This window comes from Cupriavidus sp. FW305-26 (genome assembly GCF_058787975.1).
On the sequence record NZ_JBYTAH010000005.1, the window covers coordinates 72,377 to 87,521 of the forward strand.

At 62.7% G+C, this 15,145-nt stretch carries 18 protein-coding genes; 10 read left to right on the forward strand and 8 right to left on the reverse strand.

The genetic code is table 11. The annotated features are described in order from the left end of the window. Positions 1–14: 14 nt before the first annotated feature. Both AC3WQZ_RS05220 and AC3WQZ_RS05225 read right to left on the reverse strand, forming a co-directional pair. A complete protein-coding gene (locus AC3WQZ_RS05220) occupies positions 15–959 on the reverse strand; it encodes a DUF808 domain-containing protein (RefSeq protein WP_454749788.1) in 945 nt (314 codons plus the stop codon). Between the two features lie 203 nt (positions 960–1,162). After that, positions 1,163–1,501, reverse strand: a complete 339-nt coding sequence (locus AC3WQZ_RS05225) for a hypothetical protein (RefSeq protein ID WP_454749787.1) — start codon at positions 1,499–1,501, stop codon at positions 1,163–1,165. Between the two features lie 253 nt (positions 1,502–1,754). Here AC3WQZ_RS05225 and AC3WQZ_RS05230 point away from each other — a divergent pair, with 253 nt between their 5' ends. The 4 genes from AC3WQZ_RS05230 to AC3WQZ_RS05245 all read left to right on the forward strand — a co-directional run bounded on the left by AC3WQZ_RS05230 (position 1,755) and on the right by AC3WQZ_RS05245 (position 4,627). Next, entirely contained in the window at positions 1,755–2,540 is a 786-nt protein-coding gene (locus tag AC3WQZ_RS05230) for a DUF6884 domain-containing protein (RefSeq protein ID WP_454749786.1), read from the forward strand. Beyond that, entirely contained in the window at positions 2,537–2,869 is a 333-nt protein-coding gene (locus AC3WQZ_RS05235; protein ID WP_454749785.1) for a hypothetical protein, read from the forward strand. The genes AC3WQZ_RS05230 and AC3WQZ_RS05235 overlap by 4 nt, the downstream gene beginning before the upstream one ends. A 51-nt stretch (positions 2,870–2,920) precedes the next feature. After that, positions 2,921–3,904, forward strand: coding sequence for a tyrosine-type recombinase/integrase (locus tag AC3WQZ_RS05240; RefSeq protein ID WP_454749784.1), 984 nt, complete (start codon positions 2,921–2,923; stop codon positions 3,902–3,904). 273 nt (positions 3,905–4,177) lie between these two features. After that, positions 4,178–4,627, forward strand: a complete 450-nt coding sequence (locus AC3WQZ_RS05245) for an HU family DNA-binding protein (protein WP_454749783.1) — start codon at positions 4,178–4,180, stop codon at positions 4,625–4,627. A gap of 380 nt (positions 4,628–5,007) precedes the next feature. Here the strand turns inward: AC3WQZ_RS05245 and AC3WQZ_RS05250 are convergent, their stop codons facing one another. The 5 genes from AC3WQZ_RS05250 to AC3WQZ_RS05270 form a co-directional block, all read right to left on the reverse strand. After that, positions 5,008–7,335 carry an SMC family ATPase gene (locus tag AC3WQZ_RS05250; protein ID WP_454749782.1) on the reverse strand — a complete coding sequence of 776 codons (2,328 nt, stop codon included), beginning with the start codon at positions 7,333–7,335 and terminating at the stop codon, positions 5,008–5,010. Continuing rightward, complete coding sequence (locus tag AC3WQZ_RS05255) at positions 7,323–7,835, reverse strand: hypothetical protein (RefSeq protein ID WP_454749781.1); 513 nt, start codon at positions 7,833–7,835, stop codon at positions 7,323–7,325. Before AC3WQZ_RS05255 ends, AC3WQZ_RS05250 begins: the two co-directional genes overlap by 13 nt. A gap of 166 nt (positions 7,836–8,001) precedes the next feature. Further along, entirely contained in the window at positions 8,002–9,414 is a 1,413-nt protein-coding gene (locus AC3WQZ_RS05260; RefSeq protein WP_454749780.1) for a metallophosphoesterase family protein, read from the reverse strand. A 106-nt stretch (positions 9,415–9,520) separates the two neighbouring features. Beyond that, positions 9,521–10,813, reverse strand: a complete 1,293-nt coding sequence (locus AC3WQZ_RS05265; protein WP_454749779.1) for a recombination directionality factor — start codon at positions 10,811–10,813, stop codon at positions 9,521–9,523. Beyond that, positions 10,762–11,223: a DUF7696 family protein gene (locus AC3WQZ_RS05270; protein ID WP_492300133.1), complete on the reverse strand. Its 462-nt coding sequence runs from the start codon at positions 11,221–11,223 to the stop codon at positions 10,762–10,764. Before AC3WQZ_RS05270 ends, AC3WQZ_RS05265 begins: the two co-directional genes overlap by 52 nt. Positions 11,224–11,715: 492 nt before the next feature. Here AC3WQZ_RS05270 and AC3WQZ_RS05275 point away from each other — a divergent pair, with 492 nt between their 5' ends. The 6 genes from AC3WQZ_RS05275 (at position 11,716) to AC3WQZ_RS05300 (ending at position 14,634) form a co-directional block, all read left to right on the forward strand. Then, positions 11,716–12,321 (forward strand): hypothetical protein, encoded by a 606-nt coding sequence (locus AC3WQZ_RS05275; protein WP_454749778.1) that lies wholly within the window; start codon positions 11,716–11,718, stop codon positions 12,319–12,321. A gap of 15 nt (positions 12,322–12,336) precedes the next feature. Further along, the gene (locus AC3WQZ_RS05280) at positions 12,337–12,936 is read left to right on the forward strand and encodes a hypothetical protein (protein ID WP_454749777.1); all 600 of its coding nucleotides are present in this window, start codon (positions 12,337–12,339) and stop codon (positions 12,934–12,936) included. An 8-nt stretch (positions 12,937–12,944) separates the two neighbouring features. Beyond that, the gene (locus AC3WQZ_RS05285) at positions 12,945–13,352 is read left to right on the forward strand and encodes a bactofilin family protein (RefSeq protein WP_492300135.1); all 408 of its coding nucleotides are present in this window, start codon (positions 12,945–12,947) and stop codon (positions 13,350–13,352) included. A gap of 188 nt (positions 13,353–13,540) precedes the next feature. Then, on the forward strand, positions 13,541–13,840 hold the full coding sequence (locus tag AC3WQZ_RS05290) for a type II toxin-antitoxin system RelE/ParE family toxin (protein ID WP_454750064.1): 300 nt from the start codon (positions 13,541–13,543) through the stop codon (positions 13,838–13,840). A 3-nt stretch (positions 13,841–13,843) separates the two neighbouring features. Next, positions 13,844–14,143 (forward strand): addiction module antidote protein, encoded by a 300-nt coding sequence (locus AC3WQZ_RS05295; protein WP_454750063.1) that lies wholly within the window; start codon positions 13,844–13,846, stop codon positions 14,141–14,143. A 107-nt stretch (positions 14,144–14,250) separates the two neighbouring features. Continuing rightward, positions 14,251–14,634 carry a bactofilin family protein gene (locus tag AC3WQZ_RS05300; protein ID WP_492300137.1) on the forward strand — a complete coding sequence of 128 codons (384 nt, stop codon included), beginning with the start codon at positions 14,251–14,253 and terminating at the stop codon, positions 14,632–14,634. A 109-nt stretch (positions 14,635–14,743) separates the two neighbouring features. Here AC3WQZ_RS05300 and AC3WQZ_RS05305 read toward each other — a convergent pair whose 3' ends face one another. Then, positions 14,744–15,127 (reverse strand): hypothetical protein, encoded by a 384-nt coding sequence (locus AC3WQZ_RS05305; RefSeq protein ID WP_454751109.1) that lies wholly within the window; start codon positions 15,125–15,127, stop codon positions 14,744–14,746. Positions 15,128–15,145 lie beyond the last annotated feature (18 nt).

A 15,145-nucleotide genomic window follows, 5' to 3' on the forward strand; every position in this document is an offset into this window, starting at 1 on the left:
CCGGCGTTCCCCGCCTAGCGTGCCGATGGCCGCAACGCTCGCATCCCGGCCTTCACCACGGTCACCGCCGCCAGCACCAGCGCACCGGCGACGATCCCGGCGATACCGTCGAGCGCCAACGGAGCCAGCACGGACAGCACACCGCCGATCGCGGGCATGCCTGCCGCTGCCTGTGCCGCCGCGTCCAACACGTGGTGCATCGCCGGGATGCCGTGCATCAGGATGCCGCCGCCCACCAGGAACATCGCCGCCGTCCCGGCGAGCGACAAGGCTTTCATCAGCCAGGGTGCCAGCCGCAGCAAACCCCGGCCCAGCCAGCGGAATCCGGCCGACGACCGCCGGCTCAGATACAGGCCCGCGTCATCAAGCTTCACGATGCCGCCCACCAGGCCATAGACGCCGACCGTCATGATGATCGCGATCGCGCACAAGACCGCGAGCCGCTGCCCGAAAGGGGCGTCGGCGACGGTGCCCAGCGAGATGACGATGATTTCAGCCGAGAGTATGAAGTCCGTGCGGACCGCACCCTTGATCTTCTCTTTCTCGAACGCCACCACGTCGATGACGGGGTCCGACATCGCCTGGATTTCACGGGCGTGATGTGCCGCGTCCTCCGCAGCGCTGTGCAGGAACCGGTGTGCCAGTTTTTCAAAGCCTTCGTAGCAAAGAAACGCGCCGCCCACCATCAGCAGCGGCACGACGGCCCAGGGCGCCCAGGCGCTGATGGCCAGCGCCGCCGGGACCAGGATCACCTTGTTGCGAAGCGACCCGAGCGCAACGGCCCATACGACCGGCAGTTCGCGGTCCGCCTTGACGCCGCTGACCTGCTGCGCATTCAGCGCCAGGTCGTCGCCCAGCACGCCAGCGGCCTTCTTCGCTGCCACTTTGCTCATGGCCGCGACATCATCCAGGATAGTCGCGATGTCGTCGATCAGTACCAGCAAGCTCGAACCGGCCATGTCAGGACCTCCGCTCGCAGCAGAGGCCTCGCTCATGCAGGCAATGTGTCATTGGTCATGTTCCTCGATGTCATTCATCTAGCCAAGCAGCCTCCGTACTGGTCACCGGTCGAATGGCACATCTTGGTCCCCTCACCCGTTGCTCGGACATGAACGACGGGATTTTCCATGAGCGGGGTTCAAAGGCAGCGCCATCGCGCGCATCAGGCACCATACTTAACCACGGCCTTGCGCGCCATCACCAGCAATCGGCTTTCCGGGTCGTGTCCCGTGTCGAGCCAGCCTTTGCTGGTGAACATACGGTCGACCTCGCGTGCGATCGCGAGCAGTTCCGTGGCGGCATTGGCATCGACGCTGAGCAGCGTCACCGTGCCAACAGCCGGGTTCCAGCCAGGCACGACATCGGCGCTGCGCACCGGTCCTGTCAGGCCTTCGGCCAGGGCATGCACCGGCAGGTTGCCGTGACCAGCTTCGCTTAGGCTCTGGAGGATATCGCGCAACTGGTCGACGGTCAGGCCCGTGTCGGGCAGGGTGATGGCCATGGAGTTCTCCAGTCGTTGGTGGGTATGCATTGCGCCAGGGCTCCTGCTCGGATCATCTAACGGCCAGGTATCACCTATACGAGTCCGACGGGACATTCTATCGCCGATGATTTTGCGAAAGCGATTATCAGGGAAACCCAAAAAAACAAGCCCAAACACTTGAGGAAACTCATGGATGGCCTTCCGCGCGGTCCAGTGCTACTTGGGCGCGCGGTTGCCTTGACTATGGCGGTGAGTCTGTAGAGTGAAAAGCATGCAACGCGACACTGTGCCTATGCTCTCCACTACGCAACTTTCCCTGTTTCCCATCGCGCAAAGGCTCTGCAACGAGGCCGAACCGCCCCTACTCTTGTTGGCCTGTTCCGGTGCGAAGCTCGATCGGAGCGCACGTGCCATCGATCTCTATCGGGGCGTCATGTACCAATCATACCGGGCGCACCTGCGCAGCGATGCGGCGCCCCGCGTCCTGATTCTGTCCGCCCGACACGGCTTCCTGCAACCCGACACTAAAATCGCACCCTACGACCAGCGAATGACCCAGCAACGGGCCGACCAGATGATGGCGGACTTGTCGAGCTATCTGCGGCCCGCCGCCTGGCCAATGCGTGTCGGATCGGTGATGCTGGCCGGCGGCGCCGAGTACCGGCGCGTCATGCGCGCCGCGCTGGCGCGCCGATACGGCCCTGCCCTGCCTGTCCTGCAGGAAACCAGCGGTGGCATCGGCATGCAGCGATCGCAGCTCGGCGCCTTTCTCGACGGGCTGAAGCCTGCGTTCCGCAACCAGAGCGGCCAGCATGCCAACGACACACCCATCTTTCGCGCCTATGGACGAATCCAGGCCGGCGCAATCGCCACCCTGCGCTACCGGGCTGCGCCAGCCCTCCCCGCCCGCCAAGCTTTCGTACTCTCGGTCTTCAACGGGTCGAGAGGCCCGACAGCCGATGTCGAGGTGGAAGAGATTGTGCGTGGCCGCGCGAAAATCTACCGCCGCTGGGTCAGCGTCGCAGATCTCCAGCCTTTCATGGGGGAGCCGGCATGAGTGATTTCTATCGGCAGCTGCATCGGGAAGCGGTTGATCTGTGCCAAACCGGGCCAGCTACGCCGGACAAACTCGTCGCGCTGGCCCATGCAGGGCTGAAAGCGTGGGCGAAAGTCGGCAATCTGCAGTTCCCTCCCGAAAAGCGGTATGCATTGCTACAGAAGGTCATGCGCTACTGCGCCGAGGAATGCCTGCTCGCGTGCTGTTTCACGCAGGAGGACCGCCTGGAGCGGATCGCGGACATGCTGGACGCCTCCTACCCTCGCTACGCCTGCACCCGCGCCAGACTCGCCGCGCGCCGCAACCGCTATGGCCGACCGCGGTTCTGACACCCTCCCCTGCGAGCAAAATCCGCCGCGAAGCGGTGGCAAGGGTGCGGGATGGGGCAAATTCAGTATATAACAGTGGGCATGACGAAAATGGATTCCCTCTGGCTCAGTAATCCAACCTTGGCATACCAGGACTGGCAGGCTCGCGAAGCAGCCGGCGCCGATCGCCGCCCCTTCTCGGCGCGCTCGATCGTCCAGCATCAGGCGATGTTCGAGAATTTCCGCCGGCACCTGATGGCCAAGGGCACAACCATCGCGTCCTTTGGCACGGCCGATATCGACGCGTTCTGGCAAACGCCGGACAGCCGCACATACTCCCAAACCACTCGCACGCGGTATGTGAAGCTGCTGGACCGGCTGTGCCGGCATCTGGTCTCCACCGGCGTACGGCTGGACAACCCCGCTGCCTTCTTTCTCTCCGCTGAGCGCTGGCCAGATCAGGAGCCAGCACCTCTCTTCCTGACCGAAGCCGAGGACGCGCGGCTGCAGGCCTACATTCAGTCGATCCCTGATGACTTGGCTGGATTACGCAGCCGCTCGATTGTCGCCGCGTTCCTCGGTATCGGAATCACAGCGGGAGAAGCCCGCGCAGCGCGCATGGCGGATCTGTGGCCGGACGCGGCCCCGCCCTACCTGATCGTGCGCGCACATGGTCTCCGAGATGCGCGGACGGTGCATCTGGGCAGGTTCGCGGTACCGATACTGCGGGCCTGGTGCGCGCGGCGCGCGACGCTCTCCATCGACGGCGATTTGCTGTTCACGCTCACCCCGGATGGCAGACCGATTACCGACATGAGCTTCGGCCGCATCGCGGCCACCGCCCTCGCAGAGATCGGGTTCGCCGGCGCTGAGCCAAGTCCGCGCACATTGCGCAATACTTTCTGCCGCCGGCAACTACTGGCGGGCCATTCTCGAGATGAGGTCAGCCAGATGTTGGGGCTGGCCAGCAATCGAACCTGTGATCGGATCGCCGCGACTTTGGAGTCGGACGATCGCGCCCTCGCGCAGACACCGCGCGCCAGGACTAATGAATAGAAAAACATAAAGCGATTCTTCGGCCCGATCGATCCGCGAGCGGGAGACGGCGAGGGTCGCGTGTGGTGGACGGGCGGGAAGTCGGTGGGTCGCCTCGAGCGGCGGCAAGTCGGATTCGCCGTGCTTCCCGCTCGCTGAGCGGTAGGCTGAGCGAGCCGCCTGCTGCAAAATCGCGCCTACCCCCTTGCGTACGCGGCCGATTTTGCTATTCTTCGCCGGTGCGCCACGCCCTCAATCGCTGTCAGGCGCGCATAAATCTACCAAGACACGACCATGGCCACGAAAGCAAAACCTGTAGCAAAGACTGCAACGAAGACCGCAGCGAAGAAGGCTGCTCCGGCTAAGAAGGCCGCCCCCGCCACGAAAGCCGCTCCTGCTAAGAAGGCTGCCGCAGCCGCACCGGTTGCCAAGCCGCTGAAGGACACGTTCAACAAGTCGAGCCTCCTCGCCCACCTGGTCGCCCAGACCGAGCTGGACAAGAAGACCGTCCAAACCGTCCTGACTCACCTGGAAAACACCATGGTGAGCGCGATTCACAAGAAGGGCGCCGGCGAGTTCACCTTCCCCGGCCTGTTCAAGGTCTCGGCCATCCAGGTCCCGGCCACGAAGAAGCGCTTTGGCAAGAATCCGTTCACCGGGCAGGACCAGTGGTTTGCGGCGAAGCCGGCCAGCGTGAAAGTGAAGGTTCGCGCGATGAAGAAGCTGAAGGACGCCGCGATGTAATCGCATCCGCTGCGACGAGCAAAAGAAGAAGCCCCGAAATCTCGCGATTTCGGGGCTTTTTTGCATGGATCATTGCCTGGAAGGAGTAACGATGCGCCGCCACGCCGCCTGCCCGGCCGCCGGTAGATCTTCGAAAAGCGCTGCCCGCGCGCACAATGCGTCGACTCGCCCGCCTCATGTTTCGGAATCCGTGCCACAGCCTTGTCGGCCAACACGTGCATGAGCGCAGCAGCTTTCGCCGGTTCGTCCGCGCCATCGAAGGTGGTACCCTCAACAGCGATGACGACCATCAGACCCATGGTTGCTCCAGTTTTTGGTCAGAAAAAAGGGAAAAGCCGGTCCCTTTCGGAGCCGGCCATGGAATGAAATAGAGAAGGCGATTACGCCCCGGCAGCAAGCGCCGTGACGTCGATCACGCCATCGGCTTCCTCAACGAGCTCCGGCGTCTGGGAGATGAAGAATTCCCGCTCATATCCGCCAACCCGCAGCACTTCACGCTTCATCTTCATGAAGGCGCGCTTGCGCTCCGGGTCCAGCGGGCCGTCCGCTTCATCGGTGAATAGCGTCTGAAAGGACTGCTGCGCGTGTTGCGCCCGATACAGGGCGATACCGCGCGTCAGGCACTCGTTGATCCACACCTTCTGGCCGCCGCTGATCACGGAAAACTCCTTCGAGCTATCGTTATCTGCATCCAGCACCGCAATCGAGAATCCCTCCCGGGCTTCCCCGCTAGCCAGCGTCGTCTGCGTCTGGATCGCGATTGTAAATCGCGGCCCATAGCAGACGAGCAGCAAGTCATTGACGATGCCGGTAATGGCCGGCCCCGCATCATCGATCGACAACGCGATCACGCCGTCGTTGCCGAGCCCCTTGCCGAGCAGCTTCCACTGCGCGATTTCGTCGGACAGGCGTTGCACCTGCGACTCAAGCGCCGGCAGACCACTAAGCTCCCGCTCGATGCGGTCCCGGTCGGTGGCCAGCGCACTTTGACGGCGGATCAATGTTTCGATCTTGCCGTCGGCCGCGCTGACCCCTTCCCGGACGCCCGCAATGTGGCGGTCGAGGTCCGCAATCAGACCCGTCACGTCGGTTGCAGCCAGTGTGTCAACCTCTCGCTGCACCGCAGCCAGCTGGGATTCAACATCCTGGAGATCCCGGACGAGCCGGTCCTTCCGTTCAGTCTCCTCCTGCGCCAGGGCTGCCAGGTCGCCCCGTGCCTTCTCAAGCGCAGCGGCGGCGGTGACAAGCAACGGTCTCTGAGCCGCCAGGGCAGTCAGGCGCTGAAGCTCCTGATTGTCTCGCGCGATGTCACGCTGCAGGGATGCCACCCCTTCACGAGCCGCCGGCAGACGCTGTAAAGACGCTTCCATCGGCCTCAGGGCTTCCTGCTTATCCCTGTAGCTCGTTCGGAGATTGGTCACCGCGATAGCCTGGGCCTCATATTGGCCTTTGGCCTCGCGGGCTTGCGCAAGCAATGGGCACTGGCTGTGCATTGGGTGGCCGCTGCAAGGCACGGTATCCATGACATCGGTCTGGGCCTTGAGGGTCCGCGCCAACTGCGCCGCCACCGAGCCGCGTTGCTCCATCCCGCGCAGCTCACTTACCAGCCCCGCATGCCGCGTCGCAAGGGCTTCAACTTCGGTCAGCTCCCGCTGCCGTTCGGCAAGTTCCGCTTGCCGACGGCCAAGGGTCATCTGCACGTCATCACGTTGCGCGCCCGCGGCGATGATCGCCTTGGATTGAGCAAGGGTTGCCTGGCTCGTCGCCAAGGTATGCTCAAGGTCCCGCTGCCGCGTAGTCGCCTTCGCAATCGCCGTGCGATCGTCAATGGCAAGCTGCTGGCCACGTGCCGTCAACTCCCTCTTGCGCTGATGCAACTCGCGCAACCGGGCTTCGGTGCCCGCCGATGCCGCCTGCTTGGCAGCCAGCGTGGCACGTTCCTGCTCCAGCTTGCTGCCACGATTGAGCCACTCCGTACGATGCATCCGCTCAGCAGCAAGGGCCTGGTCGATCTCCTGAATCTCCCTAGACATCGCTGCCACGGTGTCGCGCTTTCCGGACAGCGCAAGTACATCCCGCTGTAGCCCATCCAAAGCACGGCTCAGCGCCTTAGCCACGTCGCCCGCTTTCGCGGACAGCTCGCGCAGGTGATCGATCCCGAGCAGCTCGGCGAGCAGCTTCTTGATCTCGGCGGGCTGGTAGCTCGCCAGCGGCCGCCTGTTCTGCGCGGAAAACACGCTGGTGAAGAAGGCTTCGGCCGATCCGAGCACCGAGTCAAGGCAGCGGCCATACGTGTCGGCCTTGCCATCGGATACGGTACCGTCCGGCAATTGAATCGGCTTCCAGTCGCCGGTCGCATCCTTCTGGAACAAGTAATACTCTGCCTTGCGGCTCTTGCCCGGGTTGCGAAACGCGAATGCCGACCGGTAAACCTTGCCACCGTGCTCCCATTCGAGGTCCTTCTCAGCGCGCGGGGCACAGAGGTGGTCCCAGTACGAGAAAGCGTCGGCCGACATCTTCGTCGCGTGGCTCGGCATGAGCGGATACGGATGCAGGTTGTCCATGATCGTGGTCTTGCCAGTGCCGTTGGGGCCGACAATTGCAACCAGTCCCGCCGGCAGATCGGTTAGATCCACCGTAACACTGTCCCGGTGCATGCCGTCGCGGATACCGTGGAAGCCGGCGAGGGTCAGTTTCAATGGGCGCATTCGACGACCTCCGTGCCAAAGGAGTGGAGATAGTCAGACGGCAGCTCCATGGCGTCGCCATCAAACACCGGCATCTCGGCCACGGCCGGCACATCCTGCTCCGGCAGGCCAGTGATCGCGCGTTCGACCGAACGCACCGCCGCTGCAAACTGAACTCCAGCGATTTGCAGCAGCGCCTTCCAGTCGTCCAGGCCAGTCATGGCCCTGAGCTCCAATGCGCTCCACTGTCCGGCAAAGCCGTTCGAGAACGACCAGATAAGGTCTTGCAGCTCCTTGGACGGAGCCACGGAGTACCAGGTGTTGCCACCGTCGGTGGCGATCGCCATGACCAGTATGTGATCGCGCTTGGCAATCACAGCGCCGCGGCCGCGTCCGAACGGCTCATACATCATGCACTGCGTGAACTGGTGGTTCTCGCACAACCGCTTGGCCAGATCCGTACGGGTCATGGCACTTTCCTCAACATGCAGCCACTTCGGACCGGCGTGATAGAGAATCATGTTGCACTCCAGGGGTTGGACGGAGCGCGCCCCTGACGGGAAGCACCCCGTCAGGGTAAATAGAGAAGAAATGGATACTGCTGGATCGATGCGTCAATGACGCGGGGTGAAACCGGGTTTCGACAGCCCCCACGGCTGTCGGAACATGGCTCGCACGTTCAGAGGGTTAGGCGGTTTGCCCCGCGAACAGATCATCGGTGAGCCAGCCCATACCTGACTGGTCGGCCAGCGGCGCCGAGGCGAGAGCCGCCACGGGGTCTGGGCTCGGCTCGGAGCGTTCAACGCCGCTTGGTGTCCCTTCCGCTCGGGGATGCGTTTCCGCACCCGCCTTGCGCAGTTGGGCCAGCACGCCGTCCGCGATCGACTGCGCATCGAGCGTTTCCAGCATGGTCAAACGGTCCATCAACGGGTCGGTGTCAACGCCGGTCAGCTCACCCCAGCGGAAGAGCTTTTCCGGCAGGCTGGCGGCCCGGCTGATGCCTTCGGCGCGGCTACGCACGGCCGGCAAGACGCGCGCCTCGATCTTGACCTCGGCGCTTTGGCCGAACAGCGCAAGAACCGCGTCGCGGTCGACCAACTGACGATGCTCCTCGTTGACCGTCCAACGAATGCGCACGAACTTGTCAGCGGCTTCCATGGCAATGTCGGCAAGCCTTGCCATGTCCGGCGGGCCGTCGAAGTCCACACACACCGTCTCGCGTGCAGGCGTGGCCACCAACGAGGCCGTGGCATGTCCGGGGCTCACCTGCCACCGCAGGTATCCCTTCTCCCCGATCTCGCCATAGTGGAATCGCCCGATTGAGCCGGGATATGCCACTACCCTGCCCTCCCGCTCCCATTGCTGAGCGCGGTGAATATGGCCAAGCATGAAGGCGTCACACTCGGCCTCGAACAGCGCGCCGATGGTGAACTCATGGTCGAAGCCGGCCATGGGTACGCCGTGCTCGGTCTGGCAGCCATTCACCGTGCCGTGTGACACGCCGACCGTACGCACGCCAAATGACCGCCATTGGCGATTGATAGCCCCTGCCGCGGCTAGGTAATGGGCAAGATGGTCGCCCACCGCCGTCGCCGCATTGCCCACGCCGGCGGCAGCAGCCAGTACCGCCTTGTTGACGGTCGGCACGCAGGTGAAGACAACTTCGGGCATGCCGTGCTGGGCCAGCAACACGTCGATTTCAGCGGTCGAGAAAAGCGGCCCGTCCGACGGGACAAACTGCCCCGCGCACAGCGCTACCTGATGGATGCGATCGGCTACGTATACGGGATAGTGCACAGCGATGAGTCGGAACAGGTCCAGCGTGCCCGGTGGCTCATGACTGTACGTGCCCTGCAGCAGCAGGACGGGCATGTGGGCCGACAGCCGGTGGATCTGGCGTGCCAGCGCGGATAGCGCGGGCGTGTGCGCGTCAAGGCGATGATCGGTGGCGTCTCCCGACACGACCCCGACGTGGCAGGCCGACGCTATCGCATCGTCGACCGCGAAGCCAAAGCAGTGGTCTGCCTCGGCCAGATGGCTGGGCGAGTAATGCAGGTCTGAAAAATGACCCAGACGCAGGCTATCGCCTTCGTTGAGCATGGAACCTCCTATGGATAGGGAATGTGCCGGCGGAATAACCAGCGAAGCGAAAAGAAGCATGGACGCCATCGGGCGTCCATAAGTCGAGCCGGCACGCAGGCCAGGCTCAGGGAGAAATCTCGGCGGCGATAGCCTTCACCTGCTCGCGGTATGCGACCGGGTTGTTCGCCGACGCAATGCGCATGTCGTTCACCACCTGCCGAACCGCTTCGGGCCGCTTCGTCCATCCGGCGCCAAAGCTGTTCTGCAGAAATACGCGCAGATCCATGCGACCCTGCTCGTTGCCGAAGCCGAGGCGCCCGGCGAGCTCGTTGAACTCCGCGGCCAGGTCTTCATCGGCCGCGTGCTGGGCATGCGCATCGGGCAACGCACGCTCAGCCTCTGGAGGAAAATCGCCTGAAGACTCACGCTGCTGTGACGCGTCTGGTGTGCCATCGAGCGCTGCGACCGCGTGTTGCGCGGCCTCGACATGCGCGAGCTGCGGCCGATCGGAGCCGTCGAGCAGCCCGGCCAGATCAAGATCCGCATCAAGAGTGATGAGCCACTGCATCTGCCGCACCGGCTTGCCGGATTCGGGCTCGATCCGGCTGATCTCGACCTCTTGCTTGCTCAGGAAGAACTGGACCCCGACCAGACGCCCGCGTGCAAGCGCGACGGTCTGCATCGCCGCGTGCGCCTTCTGCAGGACATAAATCGACGTTGTCGGCAATTCGATCAAGCCCAGGCCCCGAGTGCTCGGGACCGCGAACAAGAAAGAGGCGGAGAGATTGCAGAGGCCTTGTTGGTACTGCGGGCAGCTGTGTGGATCGCAACGGCCGTCCGGAATTGCCTCGTCCTGACGGAGGACGACTGGTCGACCACCCCACACGCGCTTCGCACGATTGGCTCGCGCATCGCGTTGCACCGGCGCGTAGGTCTTGCAGTAGCGCAAGCCGTCCGGTCCGTACTCCGAAAAGAACTGCTTGCCGCTGGCCGCGTACGTCACCAGCTCATTTGGCATGTTGCGCAGCCAGTCGTCGAAGGCGAACACCACGGGGAAGCGCCATAGCTTCAGGCCATTGCCATCGCCGCGGTCTTCGCCGTAGCGCTGCATGATGTCATCGGCCACGTCAGGATTCGCGAAGTCCGAGCCCCGGCAGGTAAACCATGGCACGTTCTTCGGCACGAGGGCATTGCGCAATTGGGTCTTGCGCTCGATCTGGATGCCGATCGATTCAAATGAATGTCCTTGGGCAAGCATCGCGTCGTGGATTCGCACGGCTTCGGGATTCTCCCGAGCCTTGCGAGTCAGGACCTTGATGCCCGGCCGGATCTTACCGATGATGGGCGGCCGCATGGGCCGCTCTTCTAGAAGGCTTCTCGGTCCGTCGAAGCCGCTGTAGGTGATGGGTGCATGCATGCGTTCATTCTCCTTTCTGAGAGAAAACGAACGACGTTCGCCCGGATGGACGCACCATGCTCCCGTAGGCGCAAGGCTGTGTCTGCCCCGCGCTGGGTCGTTACGGTGGAAAGGAAGGCCGCGCGAGCGGCTTCCGGAAGACTGGCGACGTGTGCCGCCTCGCAAAGATTTCGCCAGGCTGCCGGCATGTCCTTGTACATCGGACGCCGACGAAGCAGCGTTGCCGCGATGGCGGCGGAAATCTCGGAATCGTGGTGCATGGCATCTCCCCGAAACAGGCTTCTCACAAACAAAATAAGCCCGCGTCCCGGGTGCGCCGGAAAGCGAGCTTTGTTCAAGAGACCTGCATGCCACGCCCCTTCCGGGGGCGTGGCACTCAGGGAGCAGCGCGCTACGTACGCGCCGCTCATGCTGAGGACGTAAAGTCGTCCTCGTGCAGCATGGTCACGCTGCACAACAACCCATTTCGCGAACCCACAGGTTCGGCCGCAGGTTCACGGATCGGCTCGACGTCAGCCGTTCTGCCTAGGAGGGGCCTGGAGAGAGACGCCACATGGTCCCAGGCTCGAACGGTGTCCAGCTTGCACTCATGAAGAGGCACAGCGAAGGACGCGTATTACGAGCTGATGAGGGAAGTGCTCGGCGAAAACACTTATCACAAGGAATATCCACACCGGTAGCCAACCGGTCGGCGCGTGCGCAAATGGCACGACTTGAAGCAAAAGATGGACTCGCCAGGAGTCAGGGTCGATGCGTCAGTGACGCGAGGTGTGAGTGAATTGTGGCACATCGGCACCTGGAAAAAAGTCAGAAAGCTCGCCAGTTATGTGTCGCTTTCTCCGGGCATGTGTGCAGTATTTTGTCTCAGAATTCCTGCTGAGAGAGATCCCACCACATGAAACATGGCCGAACCTTCCCACCATCTGCCCGATGGCGAGCCGCGTCCGATACCGCTGATATCGTCGCGGGACGCGCCTTCTGACACCACCGCAGCAGACGCCGGACCCAAGCCCATCCGCCGGATGCTCAGCGAGGGACGCGTCGCCAAGATCGTTCCTCAAACGGACAGCGGCACAGAAGTGTCCTACTGCACCGACTTCGTACGGAACTTCCTGCGCAGCGACTACAACTACATCACGTCAAAATTCTCAGTGGCCAGCAAAGGCAAGATCCTCGCCCTGGACGAGACCTTCCGAGCGGCGCAGGAATGGATGGACGCGAGGCTGCAATGGATTGAGCGGCAGCCAAGGCGTCATCTCAGCCTTAGGTTCGACCAACGGCAGCTTGTGGTGACACACTCGCTAGCCGGACGGCTAATCCGGCTGCTTAACCAGCACGACAGGCTCTTCCACCGTGCGCTCGGGGCCTACATGGCCCAGTCCATTACCGACACTGAGAAGGACGAAGCGATCTTTGGCGCCGCGAGACAAATCCGCGCGATCCACCGGCTTTGCATGCCCGACAACGACTGCTTCTCCCCCGACGGAAAGCTGATCGATCAAGCTTGATACACGAAAGACAGTATGGACATCAAGGAAATCGAACGCCTGCACGCGCACTACGCGGAACCGCCCGTCACGATCGAACTGGCCCTGTCCGGTGCCACCAGCCGTGGCGCCCCGTCGGCGCTGCCCCCGCCTCACACGCCGTCCGGGAACGAGACGGTGTCCGTCTGGGCGCGTGTCAAACCGATCCATTGGCAGGGCCTTGCCATTGTGCTGATTGCCGTTCTTGCCTTCGGCGGCGGGCGCTGGCTCGCGGCGGGCGACGCGCACAGGCGCCCCGAGTCGTCGACGGCTGCTGCTTTGCCAGCGGCCAATGCACCAGCCGAAGAGGGTGGCCACGAATGGCCCGCGTCGCAGCCAAGCGTCGCGCAGCCAGCCGCTGCTGAGCCCACAACTGTCCCCTCGCCCTCTGCCGCGCCGGCGGTCTCCGCGGCCGCGCCTGCTGCGAGCTCAGCAACCGCTGCCGAGACCCGGGCCAAGCCCCAAGCGCCCAAGCCGCAAGCCCCGAAGCAGAACGTGGCTGCGTCGGCGCCCACCAGGCAGCAACAGGCCTCCCCCGCACAAACCGCGCAGGTAACCCCGGCAGCCAGCCGCGGTAACGAGATCAAACTGTTCTGATTCCCGACATGACCCAGCAAAGAACCTTCAGTTTGATTCAGGCGGGACTCAGTATCCACGGGCACGTGGCCTGCGATCACGGCGTCAGCTGCTTTGGCCTGGTCGATGGCGATTTGCGCTCGTCCCGAGGCTTGGTCCATATCGGTGCGGAAGGGCTGATTCGGGGCACCGTGGAAGGCGATTACGTGCTGATCGATGGCACCGTCGAGGGCGATGTGGCAGCCCGGATCTCCTTGCATATCAACGGCCGCGTGAAAGGCCGGATTGCCTATGCCGGTACCATCCGGCTTGGTACCTCTGCAGCCTTGGAGGGGACCATCTCGCGGATTCCCACCCTCACCTATGGCTACGGTCTGGAGGCGACAATCGAAGCCACCGCGCCGACGACGGAGGCCGAGCCGGCGAAAAAAGTATGAGCATGCTCAAGGCAATTTTCCGGAAAGCTCGCACATAAACGTCGTCTTTCTGCCAAAACCCGTAAAGAACAAGGGCCCGACACGCAGACGCGTTGGGCCCTTTCATTGGATCTGCTCTGTCATGCTGGGCCGTTGACAAACTGTGAACCACAGTTGACATCCCGTGAACCACGGATTACACTTCTCCCATGATCACGATCCGCACGACTGAAGTCTTCGACGCCTGGTTCGACAGCCTCAAGGACCGTATGGCCCAGCGCCGCATTCAAGCACGCATTGACCGTCTGGCGATGGGCAACCCTGGCGACACGAATTCCGCTGGGGCGCCAATCACTGAGCTGCGGATCGACCACGGCCCGGGCTACCGCGTCTACTACGTGCAGCGCGGCGCCGTCGTGGTGATTCTGCTGTGTGGCGGTGACAAATCCACGCAGAAGGCAGACATCAAGGCCGCACACAAGATGCTTGGTCAACTTGATACGGAGTGAGCAATGGACAAAATCAAAACCCGGCCGTGGGATTCGGCCGAGCACCTGAAGTCGGAAGACGACATCGCCGAGTATTTCGAAGCCTGCCTGCTAGAAGGCGGCGACGATCCAACCTTCATTGCCCATGCGCTTGGCGTGATTGCGCGGGCGCGCGGCATGGCGCAAGTTGCGCGGGACGCTGGCATGTCGCGCGAAGGTCTATACAAGGCGCTGTCGACGGAAGGCAATCCGAGCTTTGGCACGATCTTGAAGGTGATCAAGGCGTTGGGACTTCAGCTCCACGGCTCCAAAGCACACGCCTGACGCGCGATTACGCATGACCTCGCGACAGTCGCCCTCTTTGTGTCTTATGCGCTGCAAAGATTGCAAAAAAGGGCCGGCCAGCTGTCGGTCAAGTCATCCAGACCTGTTTGATTCAGGCCGGACTTAGTATCCACGGGCACGTGGCCTGCGACCACGGCGTCAGCTGTTTTGGCCTGGTCGACGGCGATTTGCGTTCGTCCCGAGGCTTGTTCCATATCGGTGCGGAAGGGCTGATTCGTGGCACCGTTGAAGGCGATCGCGTGCTGATCGATGGCACCGTCGAGGGCGATGTGGCGGCCCGGATCTCCTTGCATATCAATGGCCGCGTGAAGGGCCGGATTGCCTATGCCGGTACCATCCGGCTTGGTACCTCTGCAGCCTTGGAGGGGACCATCTCGCGGATTCCCACCCTCACCTATGGCGACGGTCTGGGGGCGACAATCGAAGCCACCGCGCCGACGACGGAGGCCGAGCCGGCGGCAAAAGTATGAGCATGCTCAAGGCAATTTTCCGGAAAGCTCGCACATAAGTGTCGTCTTTCTGCCAAAACCCGTAAAGAACAAGGGCCCGACACGCAGACGCGTTGGGCCCTTTCCTTTTTCATTCGCGCAGTTCGCGCATGCTCACCATCTCTTCGATAGTAAAGAGATTTCGGACCGTGATCCACGGTCCCCGGTAGCCTGGCTCGTCAATGAAGGCCACAAGCGGCACGCGGCTGTCAATGATGCATTGAAACGTCCTGGCGCCATGCGCCGAGTCTTCGATCGCGTATTGCTTGCCGTGGCGCAGTTCAAACGCGACATTGCCTTGCGACAATCGCATGCCCGCCACTGCAGATTGCACGGGCATTGCAACGATTGCAAGCCAGTCGTCAAACGGCAAGAAATGTCGGTTGCGGACTACTGAGAACCACTCGTCGACACGGCGCGCGATGCCATGTCTCGGCAGGCGGTCGACGTCCATCACAAGAAGCTGGGGTTCCAAAGCTCGCTCCTCTGGCGT